The sequence below is a fragment of the Brevundimonas poindexterae genome (assembly GCF_020524625.1).
In the GTDB taxonomy this organism is placed as follows: domain Bacteria; phylum Pseudomonadota; class Alphaproteobacteria; order Caulobacterales; family Caulobacteraceae; genus Brevundimonas; species Brevundimonas poindexterae_A.
Window position 1 is genome coordinate 140,168 of the sequence record NZ_JAIVLL010000001.1, and the last position, 18,854, is coordinate 159,021.

Sequence of the window (18,854 nt, forward strand, 5' to 3'; positions counted from 1 at the left end):
TGAGTCCAAGATGACGGCCTTTCGCGCACGCCTGACCGAGTTTGATATCCGCCGGCTGGTGAAATCGACCGATGAGGACGAACGCGCGGCCGCGGCCCACAAGCTGTGCCGGAATATGGATCGGGTCGAGCTGACCCCCGAGGACCGCGAGGCGGCCGAGAAGATCCTGCGCGTGCTGGCCCATGACGCCGCCGAGCTGGTGCGGCGCGCGCTGGCGGTGACGCTGAAATCCTCGGACCTGATCCCGCGCGACGTGGCGCGCCGTCTGGCCGCAGATGTCGATAGTGTGGCCCTGCCCATCATCGGCTTTTGCCCGGCCTTTTCGGACGAGGATCTGATCGAGATCGTCAAGGCTGGCTCGTCCGCGCGACAAGTGGCCGTGGCGGCGCGGCCGACCGTGGGACGCGATGTGTGTCAGGTGCTGGCCGAGACCGGCAGCCGCGAGGCCGTGCGCACCCTGGCGGCCAATGACAATGCCGATCTGGCCGAAGGGGCCATGTCCGTCGTCCTGGACCGGTTCGCCGAAGCGCCCGAGGTGGTGACGGCGCTGTCCTACCGGCAGGTGCTGCCGCCCGATATTACCGAGCGACTGGTCGCCCATGTGTCGGAGACGGTGCGCGAGCATCTCATGACGCGCCATGCCATCGCGCCCGAGGCGGCCATCCGGCTGTCGGCGCACGCGCGCGAGCGGGCGACTCTGGATCTGGTCGACCAGGCCGCCAGCACCACTGACATGGCAACCTTCGTGTCGCGGCTGAATGGGCGGAAGGCGCTGACCCCGTCGCTGCTGCTGCGGGCGCTGGCCCGGGGGCAGGTGACCTTCGTCGAGCATGGTCTGGCCGAGCTGTCGCAGACGCCGCATTCGCGCACCTGGCTGATGGTGCATGATGCGGGGCCCTTGGGGCTGAAGGCCATCTATGACCGGGCGGGCCTGCCGCCGCGGCTGTTCCAGGCGTTCCGGTCGGGCATCGACACCTGGCGGGCCCTGCAGGCCGAGGGCGCGGACTTCAGCACCGAGACCTTCCGACAGCGCATGCTGGAGCGGTTCCTGACGCAGCGCCCGAATGTGCCGCGCGAGGATCTGGCCTATCTGATGGAGCGTCTGGACCGGTCGCCGCTGTCGGAAGACATGGAAAAGGCCGCAAACGCGGCCTGATCCGTCCGACAGGAAGAGTGGGGCCTAGCCGTTGTGCTCGGCCACGCGGGCTTCGAGCGTTTCCGCCAGCATCTGGCCGACCGGATGATCGTCGGTCTGGATCTTGTCGCGGACCGCGGCGCGGATGGCGTCAATATGGGCGTCGATCAGGACGACCGGGGCGCTCATACGCTTTTCCGGAGCATCCATGAGCTTGCACAGCGACCCTGCAAGCCGGGTGACCAGCGGATATTGGTAGGTGGTGCCGAGACCCTTGAGGTCGTGGGCGCGGAAATAGAGGCCTTCGGCCGTCTCGGGGGTGTAGCCCTGTTCGCGGATGGCGGTCTGGGCGGCCTCGAGCTTCACGATCTCGTCCTGCAGCCACTGGCTGAATTGGGCGGACATGGCCTGCAGGGCCTCTTCGGCCTTGGCGATTGCCGCAGCATCAATACCGCCGAATCCGCCACCCACCTTCAGGCGAAGGGTGTTCGGGGGACGAATGACCTGGGCCGGACCGCTCATCGGCTACTCCTGCATAAACCTGGGCGAGATCATGCGGAGGGGGTCTTAAGAAGCCGTGACTGTCAGCCGGTGAACTGTTCGGACAGGACCCGTTCCTCGAACGAGCGGCCGGGGTCGAACATCATGGTGAGGTCGATATCGCGCCGTTCGCAGACGTCCACGCGGCGGACGCGGCGGACCTCGAAACTGTCGGCCGTGGCGCTGACCGGGCGCTTGTCGGCCTCAAGCACCTCGAAGCTGACGCGGGCCTCGTGCGGCAGCAGGGCGCCCCGCCAGCGGCGTGGGCGAAAGGCGCTGATGGGTGTCAGGGCCAGAATGCGGGATTCCAGCGGGATGATCGGGCCGTGGGCCGAGAGGTTGTAGGCGGTCGAGCCGGCCGGCGTGGCGATCAGGCAGCCGTCGCAGGTCAGCTCCTCCATGCGCACGCGATCATCGACCCGGATGCGGAGCTTGGCGCTCTGGCGGGTTTGCCGCAGCAGGGAGACTTCGTTGATGGCCAGGCCGCTGTGGGTGGCGCCGCTCTCGCTCCAGGCGTCCATCTGCAGCGGATGGATGACCGTCCGGTTGGCAGCGGCGAGGCGGCGGAGCAGGTCGTCTTCGTCATAGTCGTTCATGAGGAAGCCCACCGAGCCGCGGTTCATGCCGTACACGGGCGTGCCGCGCGACAGATTGGCGTGCAGGGTCTCCAGCATGAAGCCGTCGCCGCCAAGGGCCACGATCACGTCCGCCTCGGCCGCCGGCACATGGGCATAGCGGTCGCGGAGGCGCACGAGGGCCGCCTGGGCCTCGGGACGTTCGCTGGCGGCAAATGCCAGCCGGGGAGCAGGAGGAGGAGTCACCGCCACAGGTGAGACCGGGGGTCGCGACTTGTCAAACGAAGTGCGTCAGCGAACCGGAGTTTCGCCGTCGCCGATCAGGGCGAGGAACGCGCGCTGCGCGGACTGGGGCGAGATGGCCCCGCGCTGCCAGACGGCCTGACCGGCCTCGCCCGGAGGTCCGCCGTTGATCTGGCGGATTTCGTACAGCAGGGGCGGGAAGACGGCCCGGTCGATCCCGACGGCCGCACAGGCGTAATAGAGGGGCTCGGGTGTGGTGTGGGTCAGGCAGGCCTTGACCTGGGTCATGGAGAAGCCGCCCAGCACCGACAGGGCGTGGCGGAACAGACCCATCTTCTTTTCACGGACCGCGCGGATCAGATAGCCCGGGCGCAGCTGGCCGGCGGCCTGAAGCTTGGTGACCAGTCGGCGATCCATCTCGTCGCGGTCGTCATCGACGAGTGGAGGCGTGACAGTGCCGTAGCCGAGCGACGTAAAGGCCTTGTCGACGGACTGATCCACGGCCTCGTCGAGCCGCAGGTCGGCGATGGCGAAGCGCTCGCCCATCGATTCCCGGAGCGCCGCCCCGACCCAGGCGTACATCTGGCGGGCGAGGGTTTCGTTCATGCGCGGGTGGCGGGTCAGCGGCGCGCGCAGGGCGGCCAGCCGGCGCGAGTGCTCGACCAGCCGGCGCAGGCCCTCGGCGCTGATCTCGGCCGTGGCATTGCCGGCGAGCGCGGTCAGGGGGGCGGGGTGGGCCTGATCCAGGATGGCGTCGGCGACGCGGGCGCTGAGGTTGGGGCGGCGGGCGACCTCGATCTGGTGCTCCAGGCTGGCCTTGACGAGGATGGCGAGCAGGTCCTCGTCCTTCAGGATCGGGCTGCTGGCGATCAGGGGGCGAGCGATCTCGATCTCGTCGAGGGCGAGGATGTTGATCAGGGCCGGCGGGGCCCAGCTGGCCCTGGCCAGGCGCTCGGACAAAGCGCGGCGGATGTCGTGCTCGGCCTGACGCGCGAGGGTCAGGAAGATGTCGGTCAGGACCGGCGAAAGTTCCTGGCTGGCGGCGTCGGGATGCTGGTCGCAGAGCGCCATGACGCCCAGCAGGAGGCGCTGGCGATCCTGATGCGTGCGGCTGTGGGCGAGGGTCAGCAGGGCGCTCGCATCCGCGCCGGAGGGCGAGGACAGGGCGGGGTCTTGCTGGGCGGCTGCCATCACGATCGACAACTCCGATGGGTGTCCGGGGCGCGCGCCGTCAGACGTTAACCGCACTATCGGTAAACTCGGTGAAGACAGGGTTAACCACATCTTGCCGAGCGTGGCCGTGGAGGGGTGCGGCTTGACCGCAGGCTCGTGTAGCGCGAGTTTCCCATCGCAACCGAGGAGTGTGAAGATGGCCGATGGAGCCTCTGCGTCGCTGAAGTCCCGCGTGTCCGAAGCCGAATGGCAGGTGCGGGTCGAGCTGGCCGCCCTGTACCGGCTGGTGGCCCTGCACGGGTGGGACGACATGATCTTCACCCACATCTCGGCCCGGGTGCCGGGACCGGAGCACCACTTCCTGATCAACCCCTATGGCTATTATTTCGAGGAGATCACCGCCTCGTCGCTGGTGAAGGTCGATCTGGACGGGAACATCGTTCAGGAGACGACGAACTTCATCAATCCGGCCGGCTTCACCATCCACTCGGCAGTGCATGCCGCCCGCGAGGATGCCCTGTTCGTGATCCACCTGCACACGGTGGCGGGGGTCGGCGTGGCGGCGCAGCAGCACGGCCTGTTGCCGGTCAGCCAGAACGCCTGCCTGTTGCAGCACCAGGTGGCCTATCACGGCTATGAGGGGCTGGCGCTGAACCACGACGAGCGCGAACGTCTGGTCGCAGATCTGGGCGACAAGCCGCTGATGCTGCTGCGCAATCATGGCACGCTGGCAGTCGGTCAGACGGCGGCGGCGGCCTGGGTCGGGATGTTCTTCCTGGAGCGGGCCTGCGCCCAGCAAATCGCGGCCCTGTCGGCGGGCCCTGACAAGGTGCTGATCGCGCCCGATGCGGCCCAGGCCGAAACGAAGGAGCAGGGCAAGGGCATCGGTTTCATCTCGGCCCTGGCCTGGCCGGGGGCCCTGCGGATGCTGGATCGCAAATCGCCGGGCTACGACGCGTGACACCCGCGCGGGGGCTGGCAATCGGTCTGGCCCTCGCGACGGCGGCCGCGATCGCGACCCCTGTTGACGCCGGCGGCTGGACAAAGAAGCGCGGCAAGGGCCAGCTGATCCTCAAATATGAGGCGATGCGCGCGACGAACGGATTTGACCCCGACGGCAACCGGGTGCCGCTGATGGTGGCGCGCCGGGACCGGAGCCTCGGCCTGTTCGCGGAGTACGGGCTGACCGACCGGCTGACGCTGGTCCTGAAGACGGACTGGCAGAGCGGGTCGGACGCCTTCGTCGACTATGAGGGGCGCGGGCCGCTCGAGGTCGGTCTGGCCTGGCAGCTGTATCGCGACGACGCCCACGCCGTCGCCCTGCAGGTCAGCTATGCGGACGGGGGTGAGGGCCGCAATGCAGGCTATGCCCTGCCGGGCGAAGGCACGGCGGATTGGGAGGTGCGACTGTCGGGCGGACGTTCGGTCACCCCCGATCAGCCCGTGTTCGGCGTGACGACCGTTTTCCTGGATGTGCAGGGGGCGCGGCGCTTCCGGAACGGGCTGGAGGACGAGACCCGCGTCGATCTGACGCTGGGGGGCCGGATCGGGCGGGACTGGCTGGTTCTGGGGCAGCTGTACGGCGGTCAGGTCGACGAGGGCGGGCCACGCTGGCTGTCGTCGGAAACCTCCGTGGTGCGGGACTTCGGGGACTGGAGCGTGCAGGTCGGGTGGCGGTCGGCTGTAACCGGACGTGAAACCCCGCAGTCGGAGGGCTGGGTTTTCGGCCTGTGGCGGCGCTTCTAGGCCCGCGAAACTTTCCGCGACGGAATCCGTAACTCCCTGCGTTCCTAAAGAGGAATTGCGTCTGCCTGCCAGACGGCTATTGCAGGCTCGCAGCCAGGGATTCTTTGTCACGTGATCAAGCGCCACTTCCTCCTCGTCGCCGCAGCCGTTCTGATTGTGGTGATGGCCGTTGCGGTCATCGTGCGCCTGTCGTTCGCCGATGCGGGCGAGGGCGGCGGACCTGGCCGGGGCGGCGGCGGACGCGGCGGTGGCCAGGAGGTCGCGGCGGTCCAGGTGGCCGAGCGGACCTTTTCGGACAGTCTGCAACTGGTGGGCGTGGCGCGCGGCCAGCGTTCGGTCAATATCGTCTCCTCGACCAGCGAGCTGATCACCCGGGTGATGTTCCGCGATGGACAGTCGGTTCGCGCCGGCGCGCCGCTGGTCGAGCTGCAGACGCGCGAGGAAGACGCCGACATCATCGAGGCGCAGTCGCGGGTCGATCAGGCGCGGCGCGACTATGAGCGGACGAGGGATCTGGCGGAGCGCGGCATCGCTCCCCGGGTGACCGCCGAGCAGGCCGAGGCCGCCCTGCGCGCCGCCGAGGCCTCGCTGGACGCCGCCGAGGCCCGCCGGGGCGACCGCATGATCCGGGCGCCGTTTTCGGGCGTGCTGGGTTTGACATCGGTTACCCCGGGGACTCTGGTCGGACCGGGCACGGTGATCACCACGCTGGACGACATCAGCACCATCCGGATCGATTTTCCGCTGCCCGAGCGCTACCTGGGCCGGGTGCAGTCGGGCACGCCGATCAGCGCCACGGCCGACGCCTTTGCCGGGTCGCAGTTCACCGGCCGGATCGCCCGGGTGGATACCCGGATCGACGAAGTGACGCGTTCAGCCACGGCGCGCGCGGAAGTGCCCAATCCCGAGGGTCGTATCCGACCGGGTATGTCGATGCGGGTGACCGTGCGTCAGGGGCAGCGGCAGGCGCTGGCCGTGCCGGAGTCCGCGGTGCAGTACGAGGGCGAGGGCGCCTTCGTCTATCGCGTGGCGAATGGCGAGAGAGGCCAGATTGCCCAGCGTGTTGAGGTCGAGGCGGGGGCCGTCGAGGGCGGCTATGTCGAGATCCTGTCGGGCCTGGACGCCGGTGACACGGTCGTCGCGACCGGTCTGAACCGCATCCAACCGGGTGCGCCGGTGACGGTCGCCGGCCGGAGTGCCGGTCAATGATGCTGTCGGATGTCGCCGTCCGGCGGCCCGTCTTCGCGGCGGTCGCGGCCATCGTGCTGTGCGTGATTGGCCTTGCAGCCTTCTTCTTCCTGCCGGTGCGGGAGCTGCCGGACGTCGACCCGCCGATCGTGTCGGTCAACACCTCCTATGCCGGGGCCTCGGCCGAGGTGATCGAGAACCGGATCACCGAGCCGATCGAGCAGCAGGTGGCCGGTATTCCGGGCGTGGAGCGGATCGAGTCGACCAGCCGCGACGGACGCTCGAGCGTGCGGATCGAGTTCAGTCTGGACCGCAACATCGACGACGCCGCCAATGATGTGCGCGACCGGGTCTCGCGCGTGGCCGGACGGCTGCCCGATCAGGCCGAGCCGCCGGGCGTGGCCAAGGCGGACACCGACAGCCAGCCGGTGATGATCCTGTTCCTGCGCTCCACGACGATGAACCGGATGGAACTGACGGACTATGCCGACCGGTATCTGATCGACCGACTGTCGACCGTGCCGGGCGTGGCCCAGGTGCAGATCTATGGCGAGCAGCGCTATGCCATGCGCGTCTGGCTGGACCCCGCTGCCATGGCCGCGCGGGGCCTGACCGTCCAGAACATCGAACAGGCCCTGACGACCCAGAATGTCGAACTGCCGGCCGGCGCGCTGGAGTCAGGCGCCAAGGACTACACCGTTCGCGTGGCCCGCAACTATGCGACGGCCGAGGACTTTGCCCAGATGCCGATCGGCACGGGCGGCTCGGCGTCGGCGCCCGGTTCGAGCCCGGCGGTGCAGGGCGATGTGACCTATGTCACCCGGCTGGGCGATGTGGCGCGCATCGAGGAGGCTCCTTCGGAGGACCGGCGTCTGTTCCGGGGGAACGGGCTGGACCAGATCGGTCTGGCGATCACGCGTCAGGCCCAGTCGAACGATCTGGCGATCTCGGATGCGGTGACCGAAATGGTCCAGACCATCCGGCCCAGCCTGCCGGACGGGGTGGAGCTGGAAGTCGGCTCGGACAATTCGGTCTTTACCGCCCACGCCATCGACGAGGTCTGGATCACCATCGGCATCGCCCTGGCGCTGGTGGCGCTGGTGAATTTCGTCTTCCTCGGCAGCCTGCGCGCCGCCTTTATCCCGTCGATCGTGGCGCCGATCTGCCTGCTGTCGACCTTCATCGTGCTGGCGCCGCTGGGCTTCTCGCTGAACCTGCTGACCTTGCTGGCACTGGTGCTGGCCATCGGCCTGGTGGTCGATGACGCCATTGTGGTGACCGAGAATATCCAGCGGCGTCTGGATCACGGCGAGCCGCCGCTGGTGGCTGCCGAGCGCGGGGCACGCCAGGTGTTCTTTGCTGTGGTGGCGACGACCGTGGTGCTGTTGTCGGTGTTCGCGCCGCTGTTGTTCCTGCCGGGCTATGTCGGACGCCTGTTCGTCGAGCTGGCCGCCGCTATCGCCGCCGCCGTGGCCTTCTCGGCCTTTTTGGCGCTGAGTCTGTCGCCGATGCTGGCGTCGAAGATCCTGCGCCCGGCCTCGGGTTCGGGCTGGCTGACGCGCCGCGTCGACCGGACGATGGACCAGGTCAAGAATTCGTACCGCAACTCGCTGGACATGCTGCTCGGTCGGCGGGCGGCCGTCTGGGGCGTGGCCGGGCTGATCCTGCTGGTCGCGGCGGGTGGTGCCTTCATGTTCGTGAACCTGCCCAATGAACTGGTGCCCGATGAGGACCGGGGCCGGGTCAGCGTGCGGGTGCAGGGGCCCGAGGGCGCGGGCTTTGACTACACCCGACGTATCATGCTGGGGCTGGAGCCGATCCTGGCCGAGTACAAGGCCTCGGGCGAGGCGGACAGCTATCTGGTGTCGGCGCCGGGCTTTGGCGGCGGCAGCTTCAACTCGGGCAATGCGGTGATGATCCTGTCGGACTGGTCGGAGCGTCACCGCTCGGCCGCCGAAATCTCGGCCGAGATCAACGGACGCCTGCGGAGCCAGACCGATGCCCAGGTGAACGCCAGCGTGCCGGGCAGCTTCCAGCGCGGCGGGGGCAATTCGAACAGTATCGAGATGGTCGTGACCGGCTCGGACTATGGCGAGATGTACCGGTGGCTGCAGCCGGTGCTGGCCGCGGCACAGGAATATCCCGGGTTCTCGCGCCCGCGGCTGAACTATGAGCCCAATGCCCCGCGCCTGCTGGTGGATGTCGATCCGCAGACGGCGGCCGCGCTCGGCGTGTCGTCGCAACAGATCGGCCGGACGCTGGAGACCATGTTCGGTTCACGCCGGGCCACGACCTACATCAAGGGCGGGCAGGAATACGATGTGATCCTGCAGACCGAGCGCGACAACCGGCGCGAGGTCAGCGATCTGGGTGCGCTGTATGTGGCGACCGGCAATGGCGATCTGGTGCCGCTGTCGTCCGTGGTCAGCACCAAGACGTCGGGCGATACGCCGGACCGGCGCCGTCAGGATCGCCAGCGCGCCATCAGCCTGCAGGCCGATCTGACGGAGGGCACGACACTGGCGGACGCCATGGCCTTTCTGCAGGCCCGCGCCGACGAGCAGCCGCAGGGCGTGGTCAATGTGCAGTGGGACGGCGCCGCCCGAGATCAGCGCGAAGCCGGCAATGCGGTGGCCTGGGCCTTTGGTCTGGCGCTGGTGCTGGTGTTCCTGGTGCTGGCGGCCCAGTTCGAAAGCTGGATCACGCCGGCGGTCATCATGCTGACGGTGCCGCTGGCGGCGGCCGGGGGCCTGTTCGGTCTGGTGATGGCGGGGTCGAGCCTCAACATCTATTCGCAGATCGGGCTGATCATCCTGATCGGGGTGGCGGCCAAGAACGGCATTCTGATCGTCGAGTTCGCCAACCAGCTCCGGGATCAGGGGCGGTCGGTGCGCGAGGCGATCATTGAATCCTCGACCCTGCGTCTGCGGCCGATCATCATGACCTCGATCGCGACCGCCTTCGGGGCTCTGCCGCTGGTGCTGTGGCAGGGGGCCGGCGCAGGCAGCCGCCAGACCATCGGTGTGGTGATCTTTGCCGGGGCGATCTTTGCGACCCTGCTGACCCTGTTCGTCGTGCCGGTGATCTATGGGGTGCTGGCCCGCTTCACGCGTTCGCCCGAGTACACGGCCCGCAAGATCGAGGAATGGGAAGCGCAGGAAGTCGCGGCCAATGATGCCCTGCCCAAGGCTGCTGAGTAGGTCGGGTCAGATCGTGGATCCCCTGAGTGACGTGCCATGCTCCCCAAAAGCGGACACCGCTAACGTCAGCTAAGGGTGGTTAGCGGACCTTCCAGATCATAGGTTCAAGGCCGTCAGGAGCGAACCGATGCGTCATCAGCCGAACATCGAAATGGTTATGGATTGCCTAGCGGAGTTAGGCAGTCGCGAGGAGCAAGAGCGGCTTTGGCTGTCTTCCGGAGCCGACGGCACCGAAGTCTCCTCACCCGTCGAAGCCGTTAGCGCGCTTTTCGACCACAGTGGGCTGGGAGACGCGTTGGACTGGTCGTGGCGTCAGCGGGAAGGTGGGCGCGAGGTGTCGGACGAGCGGGTCTATGACGACCAGATCGATGAGGGGATCAGAGCCTTACGCGAGTTGCTGAGGAAACTCCCCACTGCGTCCCCTCAGCACGTGATCGACTCTCCTGAGATGGCGGACGTAAGGATCGCTGCGCGTCACCTGCTATCCGACCTTCGGCAAGTTGCCGTCAAACAATAAGCCGCGAACAGCCGCTTCGGGTCGAAATCGGACATTTGGCTCCGAGGTCGTCAGATCGCCTCCACCCGAAGCCTCAGCCAGTCAGGCAGGTCCATGGCCACCAAGAAGAAGTCGTCGACATAATCGAGCCCAGCACGCTCCAACCGCCGATGAAGTTCTGTAGCTGCTTCCTCTCCGAAGCATGGCCCGAAAATCAGGAGCTCCGAGCCAACGCCGCGACAATCCACACCGGTCAGGAGCGCGGTGAGATCAGCCTCGCTGAGGCCGAGACGTCTCATGGCTTCGCGGCGAACAATAATGTCGTGATGGGCTGTTATCGCGACGGACGTCATCTCTCGATGTTAGGCGCTTTGGCCTTTCTCGCAAACGGACGCTCCTATGGGCAGGTATGGGTCGGGAACAGACATTGCACTGTCGCTTGCAAGCGGACCCGCAGGATCGGCGTTTCAGGGGTACGCACCCTGGCGCGGTGAGGTCTCGACCTTGAGCCAGGCGATGACGTCGCGGCGGTCCTGATCGTCGGGCACGCCGGGGAAGTTCATCTTGTTGCCCGGCAGGAAGGTGCGGGGGTTGGCCAGCCAATGGTCGAGGCGGTCGCCGTCCCAGGCGAAGTCGGCCTCCTGCAGCGCCTTCGAATAGGTGTAGCCCTCGTGCCGGCCGGCGGGGCGTCCGAACAGGCCCCAGAGGTTGGGTCCGGTCATGTTGGGACCGCCCTCTGTGACCGTGTGACAGGCCCGGCAGCGGGCGAAGACGCGGCGTCCGTTCTCGTAATCCGCCTGGTCGTAGGGCGCCGGAAGGGCGGCCATGGCCAGGGTCACCTGTTCCGGCGTCAAAGGCGGGCGGGGGGGCGCAGCGGGAACCTTCGCGCTGTCGTCGCCACAGGCGCTCACGCCGAGGGCGAGCGTGGTGAGCAGGGCGGGGAAGAGGATGGACGACTTCATGACAGGCTCCGTATCAGCCCCCTCTGGATAGGAGGGTGCGGCAAAACGGACAACAGGCTGGACGGCGGCGACCCGCACCTGATAATCAGTGTCAACTGGATGGACGCGCGGCCCGGGTGCCCGCGTCCGGACGCATTCCGCTGAACCTCCCCGACGGGCAGTACGCACGCTTCATGACCGACATCATTCGTTTGAGCCAGGCCCGCAAGGGTCAGGAAGGCCGCATTCACACCGTCGAGGCGATGGAGGACAACCCCGCCGACGCCCAGGAGCTGGAGCGTCGCCTGCTGGAGTTCGGACTGATCGAGGGCGCGCGCGTGGGCCTGATTCACGAAGGGCCGGTCGGTGCCGATCCCGTGGTGCTGAACGTTGAGGGCATGCGGATCGCCCTGCGCCGGCATGAGGTCAGGGGGCTGACGCTCAGGCTGGGGGATGCCGACCTCGACCTCGACGGCGAGGCGCGCGTATCGGCATGAGTGAGTCCACGACGACGGTTGCGCTGGTCGGAAATCCGAACAGCGGTAAGACGGCCCTGTTCAACGCCCTGACCGGAAGCCGGCAGAAGGTCGCCAACTATGCGGGGGTGACGGTCGAGCGGAAGGCCGGCGCGATCAAGGCTCCGGACGGCACGCCGATGACGGTGCTGGACCTGCCGGGGACCTATTCGCTGCGGGCGCGCAGCCCCGACGAGGTGATTACTCGAGACGTAGTGCTGGGCCGCCGGCCCGAGGATGTGCCGGACGTTCTGGTGGTGGTGGCGGACGCCACCAATCTGCGGCTGGTGCTGCGGCTGGCGCTGGAGATCAAGGCCGTTGGGCGCCCGGCGGTCATGGCGCTGAACATGTACGACATCGCCGAGCGCCAGGGTCTGAGGATCGACCTCGAAGGCCTGTCGCAGGCGCTGGGCATGCCGGTCGTCACGACCGTCGCCACGCGCAAGCGGGGTATGGACAGCCTGCTGGAGGCCGTGCAGGCGGTGCTGGCCTCGACGGCCGCCCGGCCCTCGACCTGGCACGAGCCGGGCGCCTCTGAAATCCGCGCCGCGCATCGCGAGGCCGGGCGCATGATGTCGGCCCATGTGAAGCCGCCCGAGCGGCCCGACACCCTGACCGGGAAGATCGACAGCGTGCTGCTGCACCCGGTGGGGGGGCTGCTGATCCTGCTGACTCTGCTGTTCGTGATGTTCCAGGCAGTGTTCAGCTGGGCCGCGCCGGCCATGGACGCGATCGACATGGGGCTGGCCGGTTTTGGCGGCTGGGTCGCGGGCGTTATGCCGGACGGTCTGCTGCAGAGCCTGATCGTGGACGGGCTGATCGCCGGCGTCGGCAGCGTGCTGGTGTTCCTGCCGCAGATTCTGGTGCTGTTCCTGTTTATCCTGCTGCTGGAGGACTTTGGCTATATGGCGCGGGCCGCCTTCCTGATGGACCGCATCATGGGCGGGGCGGGCCTGCACGGCCGGGCCTTCATTCCGCTGCTGTCCAGCTTCGCCTGTGCCATTCCCGGGATCATGTCGGCGCGGGTAATCGACTCCAAGCGCGACCGGCTGACGACCATTCTGGTGGCGCCGCTGATGACCTGCTCGGCGCGCATCCCGGTCTATACGCTGATCATCGCCGCCTTCATCCCGCGCGAGACCGTGTGGGGCTGGATCGAGCTGCAGGGGCTGGTGATGTTCGGCCTGTATGCGGCGGGCATTCTGAGCGCGCTGATCGTCTCGTTCGTGATCCGCAAGATCTTCTGGAGAGGCGCCTTCGAGCCCTTCATGATGGAGCTGCCGGCCTACAAGATTCCGGACCCGGGCAGTGTGGCGCTGAACCTGTGGCAGCGGGCGCGCATCTTCCTGGAGCGGGCCGGGCGGATCATCCTGCCGCTGATGGTCGTGGTGTGGGCCGTCTCGACCTTCCCCGGGCCGCCGCCCGGAGCGACGGGGCCAGCCATCGACTACAGCCTCGCCGGCATGATCGGACGGGCGCTGGAGCCGCTGTTCGCGCCGATCGGTTTCAACTGGCAGATGGTTGTGGCGCTGGTGCCGGGCATGGCCGCGCGCGAGGTGGCCGTGGCGGCGCTCGGCACCGTCTATGCCGTGGCCGATGCCGAGAGTGCGGTCGGTACACTGGCCAATGTGCTGTCGCTGCAGTGGTCTCTGGCCACAGGCCTCGCCTTCCTGGCCTGGTATGTGTTCGCGCCGCAGTGCGTGGCGACGCTGGGCGTGGTCAAGCGCGAGACCAATTCGTGGCTGTGGATGTGGGTCATGACGGCCTATATGTTCGCGCTCGCCTATGGCGCGGCCTTTGTGGTCTATCGGGTGGCCGTGGCGTTCGGCCTCGGCTGAGACGGAGCGGACATGCTGGCGGCGACGATCGGGATCGGACTGGCGGGCCTGATCGTCGGGGTTGCTGTCTCGCGGCTGAGCCTGTGGCTGGCGGCGACCGACGAGGCGCCGCAGAAGCCATCGAGCCTGAAGCGGGATGCGGTGCTGGCGCTGGCAGGCGGCGGGCTGGGCCTGTGGGCCGCGCTGGCGTCACCGGAGCTGTCGATCGCCCTGTTCGGCGCCTTGCTGGGCTGGCAGCTGCTGATGCTCGCCGTCGTCGATTTCGAGAATTTCTGGCTGCCGGATGTGCTGACCTGGCCGTTGGTGGCGACCGGTCTGCTGGCCGCCTTCGTGGCCGAACCGGAGGCTCTGATGGCGCGAGCGATCGGAGCGGTCGCGGGGTTTGCCGCCCTGTGGCTGATGGGCTGGCTGTACCGGCGGATGCGCGGGCGCGACGGACTGGGAGGAGGGGACCCGTTCCTGATGGCCGGGGCCGGGGCCTGGGTCGGCTGGATGGGTCTGGCCAGTGTGATGCTGTGGGGCGGGCTGGCGGGCATCAGTCTGGTGATCGCGCGGCGGGTGACGGGCAAGGCGGTCAGCGGTCAGGATGCCCTGCCGTTCGGTGTGTTCCTGGCGATCGGGATCTGGCTGACCTGGCTGTACGGCCCGCTGGGGATGGCGGTCAGCGGCCGGTGATCAGGCGGACGAGGATGTGGGCCGTGGTGTCGATGATGGCCCGGTCGCTGTCGGCGCGCTTCAGCAGATTGAAACTGGCGGCAGCGGACTCGGCGATATTGGCGACTTCGTAGGAGGCCAGCCGGGGGTCGTAGCCCTCCGGGTGAAGGCCGGCGTGGGCGGCCTGGGCGATGCGGCGCTCCAGCGCCAGGTGCAGGCGACGCAGGCGACTGACGCGGGCCTCGACAAAGGCCGGTGCGCCGCGGTCGGCCATCATCTGCTCGACCCGGATGATAGCGCCATGGCGCGCCCACAGGGCCAGCATGTCCATGATCAGGGCCCGCGCGTGGGTCAGGCCCTGACCGCCCGACCAGTCGGCCTCAAGGTGATGGGCCAGGCCCTGCCAGTCGCTGGCAACCTCCTCGCAGAGGGCCAGCAGGGCTTCGTCGAGGGTATCGAAATAGGTGTAGAAGGTCGGAGCCGAGATGGCGGCCGCCTGGGCCAGGTCGGCAATGCGGATCTCGCCCATGTGGCGCTCGGCCAGCAGGGTGCGCAGCGCGTCGAGAATGGCCGTCCGGGTGCGCCCGCCCCGCGCCCCGATCCTGTGTCCCAGCTTGTTGACGGCGTCAGCCATGGTGCCCCGCGCGAGGGGGAGGGAGGTGGTGCCGGTTGCAGGAATCGAACCCGCGACCTTCGGTTTACAAAACCGCTGCTCTACCAGCTGAGCTAAACCGGCGCCGGGCGGTTATGCGCAGGGGCGGGGCCCCGCGCAAGGGGGCGTGTGCAGGTGCAGCACGCCCTAGGCCGGTTCGAGGGCGGCGGCCACCTTGTCGGCAAGGGCGCGCAGGTGATCGCTGTCGGCCATCGGGGCGTGGCCGTGGCCCTTCATCGGACGATCCGACCAGCGCGGGACGATGTGGAAATGCAGGTGGAAGACGGTCTGGCCGCCGGCTTCGCCGTTGAACTGCATGATGCTGAGGCCCTCGGGCTTGAGGGCCTTTTCGGCGGCGCGGGCGGTGCGGCGGACGGCCCGGGTGATCCGGTCCAGCACGTCGGGCTCGACCTCCAGCAGGTTGCGGGCCCGGGAGGTCTTGGAGATCACCAGCATATGGCCCTCGGACTGGGGGAAGACATCCATGAACACCCGCACGTGGTCATCTTCCCATACGGTGACGCTGGGGATGTCGCCGCGCAGGATGCGGGCAAAGATGTTGTCGGGATCATAGGTGCCGTGCAGGCTCATGCGGGGCTCTCCGGTCTGACTCGCGGGACCCTAACACGGCCTGCGCCGGTCGGGAGCCATTGACCGGGTCGTGCGCTGTGTCGGAGGATTTGACCGGGGCCCGGTGCCCGAATGCGGAGACAGGATGATGGTGCGGTTTATCGTTCAGGCGCTGGTGACGATGCTGGGGCTCTGGCTGTCGTCAAAGATCATCGACGGCGTAGCCTTTACGTCGACCGGCTCGCTGATCGCTGCGGCCATCATCCTCGGGATCGTGAATGCGATTGTGCGGCCCATTCTGGTGGTCGTGACCTTCCCCATCACGGTGATCACCCTGGGGCTGTTCCTGCTGGTGGTGAACGCCGCCATGATCGGGCTGACGGCCAGCTTCCTGGGGGGATTTGTGGTCGACGGCCTGATGCCGGGGCTCGGCGCGGCGATCGTGACCGGCATCGTCAGCTGGATTGCCGGTGCCTTCATCCAGGACGAGCCGCGCGGCTGAGGCTGCTTGCCAGAGCGCCCGGCCCGGGCCATCAAGGGCGTTCATGCGGGAGGGGTGAATGCTCAGGATTGTTGCCGGATTTTTCATGGCGCTGGTGCTGGCCGGCCCCGCACTGGCGCAGGATGCGGACTATGCCCGGCGCGAGGCGCTGGCCCGACAGGTCGTGGACCTGATTGATCCGGGCGAGGCGCTGGAAGCTGTGCTGATGACCCTGCCCGATGTCATCGCGGCCGAGAGCACGGACATGTCGCCGGATGAGCGCGCCCTGTTCAAATCGGTGATGATGACCAGCTTCCGCGAGGCCATGCCGCCCTTCATGGACCGGATATTCGAGGCGATGGTGCCGCTCTATGCCGAGACCTTCACCGTGGCCGAGCTGGAGGCCATGCTGGTCTTCTATGCCACCCCGGAGGGCCGCTCGATCATGAAGAAGAGCCTGGCGCTCGGTGCCGAGGCGCAGCAGTTGTCCATGGCGCTGTTGCCCGGCTTCATGGAGGACATGGCCGTCAGCGTGTGTCGCCAGCTGGACTGTGACCCGGCCGAATTCCTGGCGGACATGCAGTGACCGCGCCTGTCCGGCCCCGCCTGTCTCTGGTCGGGCCGGGGATTGTCGTGGCCGCAACCGGTATCGGCGCGGGGGACCTGCTGGCCACCCTGATCGCCGGGGGACGGTTCGGCTATGTGCTGCTGTGGGCGGCACTGGTCGGGACCCTGCTGAAGATTGCGCTGGCCGAGGGCGTGGGACGCTGGACGCTGGCCTCCGGGCGGACGCTGTTTGACGGCTGGGCGCGACTGCCGGGGCCGTCGGTGCGGGTCGGCGGCGGGCAGAGGCTGAACTGGGCCGGGCTCTATTTCGGCATCTACGCGATCATCTGGGGCTTTGTGTACGGGGCCAGCGCCATGACGGCGACCGGCCTGCCGCTGACGGCGCTGTTCCCGGTTCTGGACCTGAAGACCTGGGGCATGATCTCGGGCGTGATCGGCCTGATCCTCGTCTGGCTGGGCAGCTACGGCCTGTTCGAGAAGATCATGACAGGGCTGGTGGCCATCATGTTCGTCACTGTCGTCGGGCTGGCTGTGCTGGTGTCGCCCGACCTGCCGCGCCTGATCACCGGCGTGTGGCCCAGCCTGCCCGAGGGGTCGGGTTTCTACACCCTGGGCCTGATCGGCGGGGTGGGGGGCACGATCACCATGGCGGCCTATGGATACTGGCTGACGGCCAAGGGCTGGCGCGGTCCGGAGTTCATGTCCGTGATGCGGTGGGACAACCGGATCGCCTATGGCATGACCGGCGTGTTCGTCGTGGCCATGCTGATCGTCGGCGCCGAACTGTTGCATGCGGCGGGGATTGCGCTGGCCAGCGGAGACCGCGGCCTGCTGAACCTGTCGGACGTGCTGCGGGAGCGGTTTGGACAGCCGATCGCCATCCTGTTTCTCGTTGGCTTTCTGGCGACGACCTTTTCCAGCCTGATCGGGGTGTGGCAGGGCGTCAGTCTGATGGTCACCGACTTTGTCGCCCATGCGCTGGGCCGGTCCGACGATCCGGCCATGACGGGATCGAAGTCTCCGGCGTTCCGGGGCTATCTGCTGTGGTTGACCTTCCCGCCGATGGCCCTGTTGTTCATCGATCGGCCATTCGGCCTGATCGTGGCCTATGGGGTGCTGGGCAGCCTGTTCATGCCCTTCCTGGCCGGGACCCTGCTGTGGCTGCTGAACGGTCGGGACCAGCCGGTCGAGTGGCGCAGTCACTGGCTGTCCAACGCCTCGCTGGCGCTGGCGGCGCTGCTGTTCGCGGTTCTGGCCGGGCAGCAGCTGTACGAGATCATCGCGGGCTGAGCCCCGTCGCGCTTGCCGTTGCGACAGGCTTGGCCTACCCCTCCGCACGCGGAATCACAGCTATGGACCCGGACGCATGACCCTCGCCTTCCTCTTCCCCGGACAGGGCAGCCAGACCGTCGGCATGGGCGGGGCCCTGGCCGGCGCCTTCGCCTCGGCGCGCGAGGTGTTCGACGAGGTGGATGACGCGCTGGGCCAGTCGCTGTTCATGCTTATGCGGGAAGGTCCCGAGGATCAGCTGACCCTGACCGAGAATGCCCAGCCGGCGCTGATGGCCGTGTCGGTGGCGGTGATGCGAGTGCTGAAGGCCGAGTTCGGCGTGGATGTGACCCGCGCCGGTTATGTCGCGGGGCATTCGCTGGGCGAATATTCGGCCCTGTGCGGGGCGGGGGCGATCAGCCTGGCCGACACCGCCCGCCTGCTGAAGCTGCGCGGTCAGGCGATGCAGCGCGCCGTGCCGGTCGGCAAGGGCGCCATGGCCTCACTGATCGGGCCGAAGACGGATCTGGCGCTGGCCGAGGCGGCCGCTGCGGCGGGCTCGGAAGTCGGCGTCTGCGTCGTCGCCAATGACAACAACGCCGGCAATATCGTGATCTCGGGTGAGAAGGCGGCGGTCGATCGTGCGATCGAAAAGGCCAAGGAACTGGGCGCCCGCGCCATTCCGCTGAACGTCTCGGCCCCCTTCCACTGTCCGCTGATGCAGCCGGCGGCCGATGAGATGGCCGAGGCGCTCGCCGATGCGAAGATCATCGCGCCCGCCGTACCCGTGATTGCCAATGTGACCGCCCGCCCCGAGACCGATCCCGAGGTGATCCGTCGTCTGCTGGTCGAACAGGTCACCGGCCGGGTGCGCTGGCGCGAGAGCATGGAGTGGATGGCCGGTGAGGGCGGCGTGACCCGCTTTGCCGAGGTCGGCTCGGGCAAGGTGCTGACCGGGATGGCCAAACGCATCGCCCCCGACGCCGAAAGCCTGGCCCTGAACGCCCCGGAGGACCTTGAGGCGTTCGCGAAGTCAGTGACGAGTGGCGAGTGACGAGTGGCGAGCCCTTT

20 protein-coding genes and 1 tRNA gene are annotated in these 18,854 nt (G+C 67.8%); 13 read left to right on the top strand and 8 right to left on the bottom strand.

Translation table 11 applies throughout. The features are described 5' to 3' along the window. Positions 1–10: 10 nt before the first annotated feature. A complete protein-coding gene (locus LC068_RS00720; RefSeq protein ID WP_226633699.1) occupies positions 11–1,156 on the top strand; it encodes a DUF2336 domain-containing protein in 1,146 nt (381 codons plus the stop codon). Positions 1,157–1,180: 24 nt separating this feature from the next. Here the strand turns inward: LC068_RS00720 and LC068_RS00725 are convergent, their stop codons facing one another. From LC068_RS00725 to LC068_RS00735, 3 genes are all read right to left on the bottom strand, one after another. After that, the gene (locus tag LC068_RS00725; RefSeq protein ID WP_226633701.1) at positions 1,181–1,657 is read right to left on the bottom strand and encodes an Hpt domain-containing protein; all 477 of its coding nucleotides are present in this window, start codon (positions 1,655–1,657) and stop codon (positions 1,181–1,183) included. A 62-nt stretch (positions 1,658–1,719) separates the two neighbouring features. Then, positions 1,720–2,496 (bottom strand): NAD kinase, encoded by a 777-nt coding sequence (locus LC068_RS00730; protein WP_226635402.1) that lies wholly within the window; start codon positions 2,494–2,496, stop codon positions 1,720–1,722. A 45-nt stretch (positions 2,497–2,541) separates the two neighbouring features. Beyond that, entirely contained in the window at positions 2,542–3,684 is a 1,143-nt protein-coding gene (locus LC068_RS00735; RefSeq protein ID WP_226635404.1) for a DUF2336 domain-containing protein, read from the bottom strand. 178 nt (positions 3,685–3,862) lie between these two features. Between LC068_RS00735 and LC068_RS00740 the strand changes: the two genes are divergently transcribed. The 5 genes from LC068_RS00740 to LC068_RS00760 all read left to right on the top strand — a co-directional run bounded on the left by LC068_RS00740 (position 3,863) and on the right by LC068_RS00760 (position 10,317). Then, positions 3,863–4,627 carry a class II aldolase/adducin family protein gene (locus LC068_RS00740; protein WP_226633703.1) on the top strand — a complete coding sequence of 255 codons (765 nt, stop codon included), beginning with the start codon at positions 3,863–3,865 and terminating at the stop codon, positions 4,625–4,627. Further along, positions 4,624–5,412, top strand: a complete 789-nt coding sequence (locus LC068_RS00745; protein ID WP_226633705.1) for a hypothetical protein — start codon at positions 4,624–4,626, stop codon at positions 5,410–5,412. Before LC068_RS00740 ends, LC068_RS00745 begins: the two co-directional genes overlap by 4 nt. A 111-nt stretch (positions 5,413–5,523) precedes the next feature. After that, positions 5,524–6,621 (top strand): efflux RND transporter periplasmic adaptor subunit, encoded by a 1,098-nt coding sequence (locus tag LC068_RS00750; RefSeq protein WP_226633707.1) that lies wholly within the window; start codon positions 5,524–5,526, stop codon positions 6,619–6,621. Next, positions 6,621–9,800, top strand: a complete 3,180-nt coding sequence (locus LC068_RS00755; RefSeq protein ID WP_226635406.1) for an efflux RND transporter permease subunit — start codon at positions 6,621–6,623, stop codon at positions 9,798–9,800. Before LC068_RS00750 ends, LC068_RS00755 begins: the two co-directional genes overlap by 1 nt. A 127-nt stretch (positions 9,801–9,927) precedes the next feature. Then, positions 9,928–10,317 carry a hypothetical protein gene (locus LC068_RS00760; protein ID WP_226633709.1) on the top strand — a complete coding sequence of 130 codons (390 nt, stop codon included), beginning with the start codon at positions 9,928–9,930 and terminating at the stop codon, positions 10,315–10,317. Between the two features lie 50 nt (positions 10,318–10,367). On the opposite strand, the gene LC068_RS00765 is transcribed toward LC068_RS00760, so the two are convergent. After that, a complete protein-coding gene (locus LC068_RS00765; RefSeq protein WP_226633712.1) occupies positions 10,368–10,649 on the bottom strand; it encodes a hypothetical protein in 282 nt (93 codons plus the stop codon). A gap of 114 nt (positions 10,650–10,763) precedes the next feature. Continuing rightward, positions 10,764–11,258 (bottom strand): c-type cytochrome, encoded by a 495-nt coding sequence (locus LC068_RS00770; RefSeq protein ID WP_226633714.1) that lies wholly within the window; start codon positions 11,256–11,258, stop codon positions 10,764–10,766. A gap of 173 nt (positions 11,259–11,431) precedes the next feature. On the opposite strand from LC068_RS00770, the gene LC068_RS00775 reads away from it, so the two are divergent. Genes LC068_RS00775 through LC068_RS00785 form a run of 3 tightly spaced genes read left to right on the top strand, consistent with a single transcriptional unit; the run spans position 11,432 to position 14,265 of the window. Next, entirely contained in the window at positions 11,432–11,734 is a 303-nt protein-coding gene (locus LC068_RS00775; protein ID WP_226633716.1) for a FeoA family protein, read from the top strand. Then, positions 11,731–13,590, top strand: coding sequence for a ferrous iron transporter B (feoB, locus tag LC068_RS00780; protein ID WP_226633719.1), 1,860 nt, complete (start codon positions 11,731–11,733; stop codon positions 13,588–13,590). The genes LC068_RS00775 and feoB overlap by 4 nt, the downstream gene beginning before the upstream one ends. A 12-nt stretch (positions 13,591–13,602) precedes the next feature. Then, on the top strand, positions 13,603–14,265 hold the full coding sequence (locus tag LC068_RS00785; protein ID WP_226633722.1) for a prepilin peptidase: 663 nt from the start codon (positions 13,603–13,605) through the stop codon (positions 14,263–14,265). Here the strand turns inward: LC068_RS00785 and LC068_RS00790 are convergent. The 3 genes from LC068_RS00790 to LC068_RS00800 all read right to left on the bottom strand — a co-directional run bounded on the left by LC068_RS00790 (position 14,252) and on the right by LC068_RS00800 (position 15,487). Next, positions 14,252–14,878 carry a TetR/AcrR family transcriptional regulator gene (locus LC068_RS00790; RefSeq protein WP_226633724.1) on the bottom strand — a complete coding sequence of 209 codons (627 nt, stop codon included), beginning with the start codon at positions 14,876–14,878 and terminating at the stop codon, positions 14,252–14,254. The genes LC068_RS00785 and LC068_RS00790 overlap by 14 nt on opposite strands. 26 nt (positions 14,879–14,904) lie before the next feature. Continuing rightward, positions 14,905–14,980 (bottom strand) — tRNA-Thr (locus LC068_RS00795). A gap of 63 nt (positions 14,981–15,043) precedes the next feature. After that, positions 15,044–15,487, bottom strand: a complete 444-nt coding sequence (locus LC068_RS00800; protein ID WP_226633726.1) for an HIT family protein — start codon at positions 15,485–15,487, stop codon at positions 15,044–15,046. Between the two features lie 127 nt (positions 15,488–15,614). Between LC068_RS00800 and LC068_RS00805 the strand changes: the two genes are divergently transcribed. The 4 genes from LC068_RS00805 to fabD all read left to right on the top strand — a co-directional run bounded on the left by LC068_RS00805 (position 15,615) and on the right by fabD (position 18,837). Next, entirely contained in the window at positions 15,615–15,968 is a 354-nt protein-coding gene (locus LC068_RS00805) for a phage holin family protein (protein ID WP_226635408.1), read from the top strand. A 58-nt stretch (positions 15,969–16,026) separates the two neighbouring features. Then, positions 16,027–16,533 (top strand): DUF2059 domain-containing protein, encoded by a 507-nt coding sequence (locus LC068_RS00810; protein ID WP_226633729.1) that lies wholly within the window; start codon positions 16,027–16,029, stop codon positions 16,531–16,533. Beyond that, entirely contained in the window at positions 16,530–17,804 is a 1,275-nt protein-coding gene (locus tag LC068_RS00815) for an Nramp family divalent metal transporter (protein WP_226633731.1), read from the top strand. Before LC068_RS00810 ends, LC068_RS00815 begins: the two co-directional genes overlap by 4 nt. Before the next feature lie 76 nt (positions 17,805–17,880). Beyond that, on the top strand, positions 17,881–18,837 hold the full coding sequence (gene fabD, locus LC068_RS00820; RefSeq protein ID WP_226633734.1) for an ACP S-malonyltransferase: 957 nt from the start codon (positions 17,881–17,883) through the stop codon (positions 18,835–18,837). Positions 18,838–18,854: the final 17 nt, after the last annotated feature.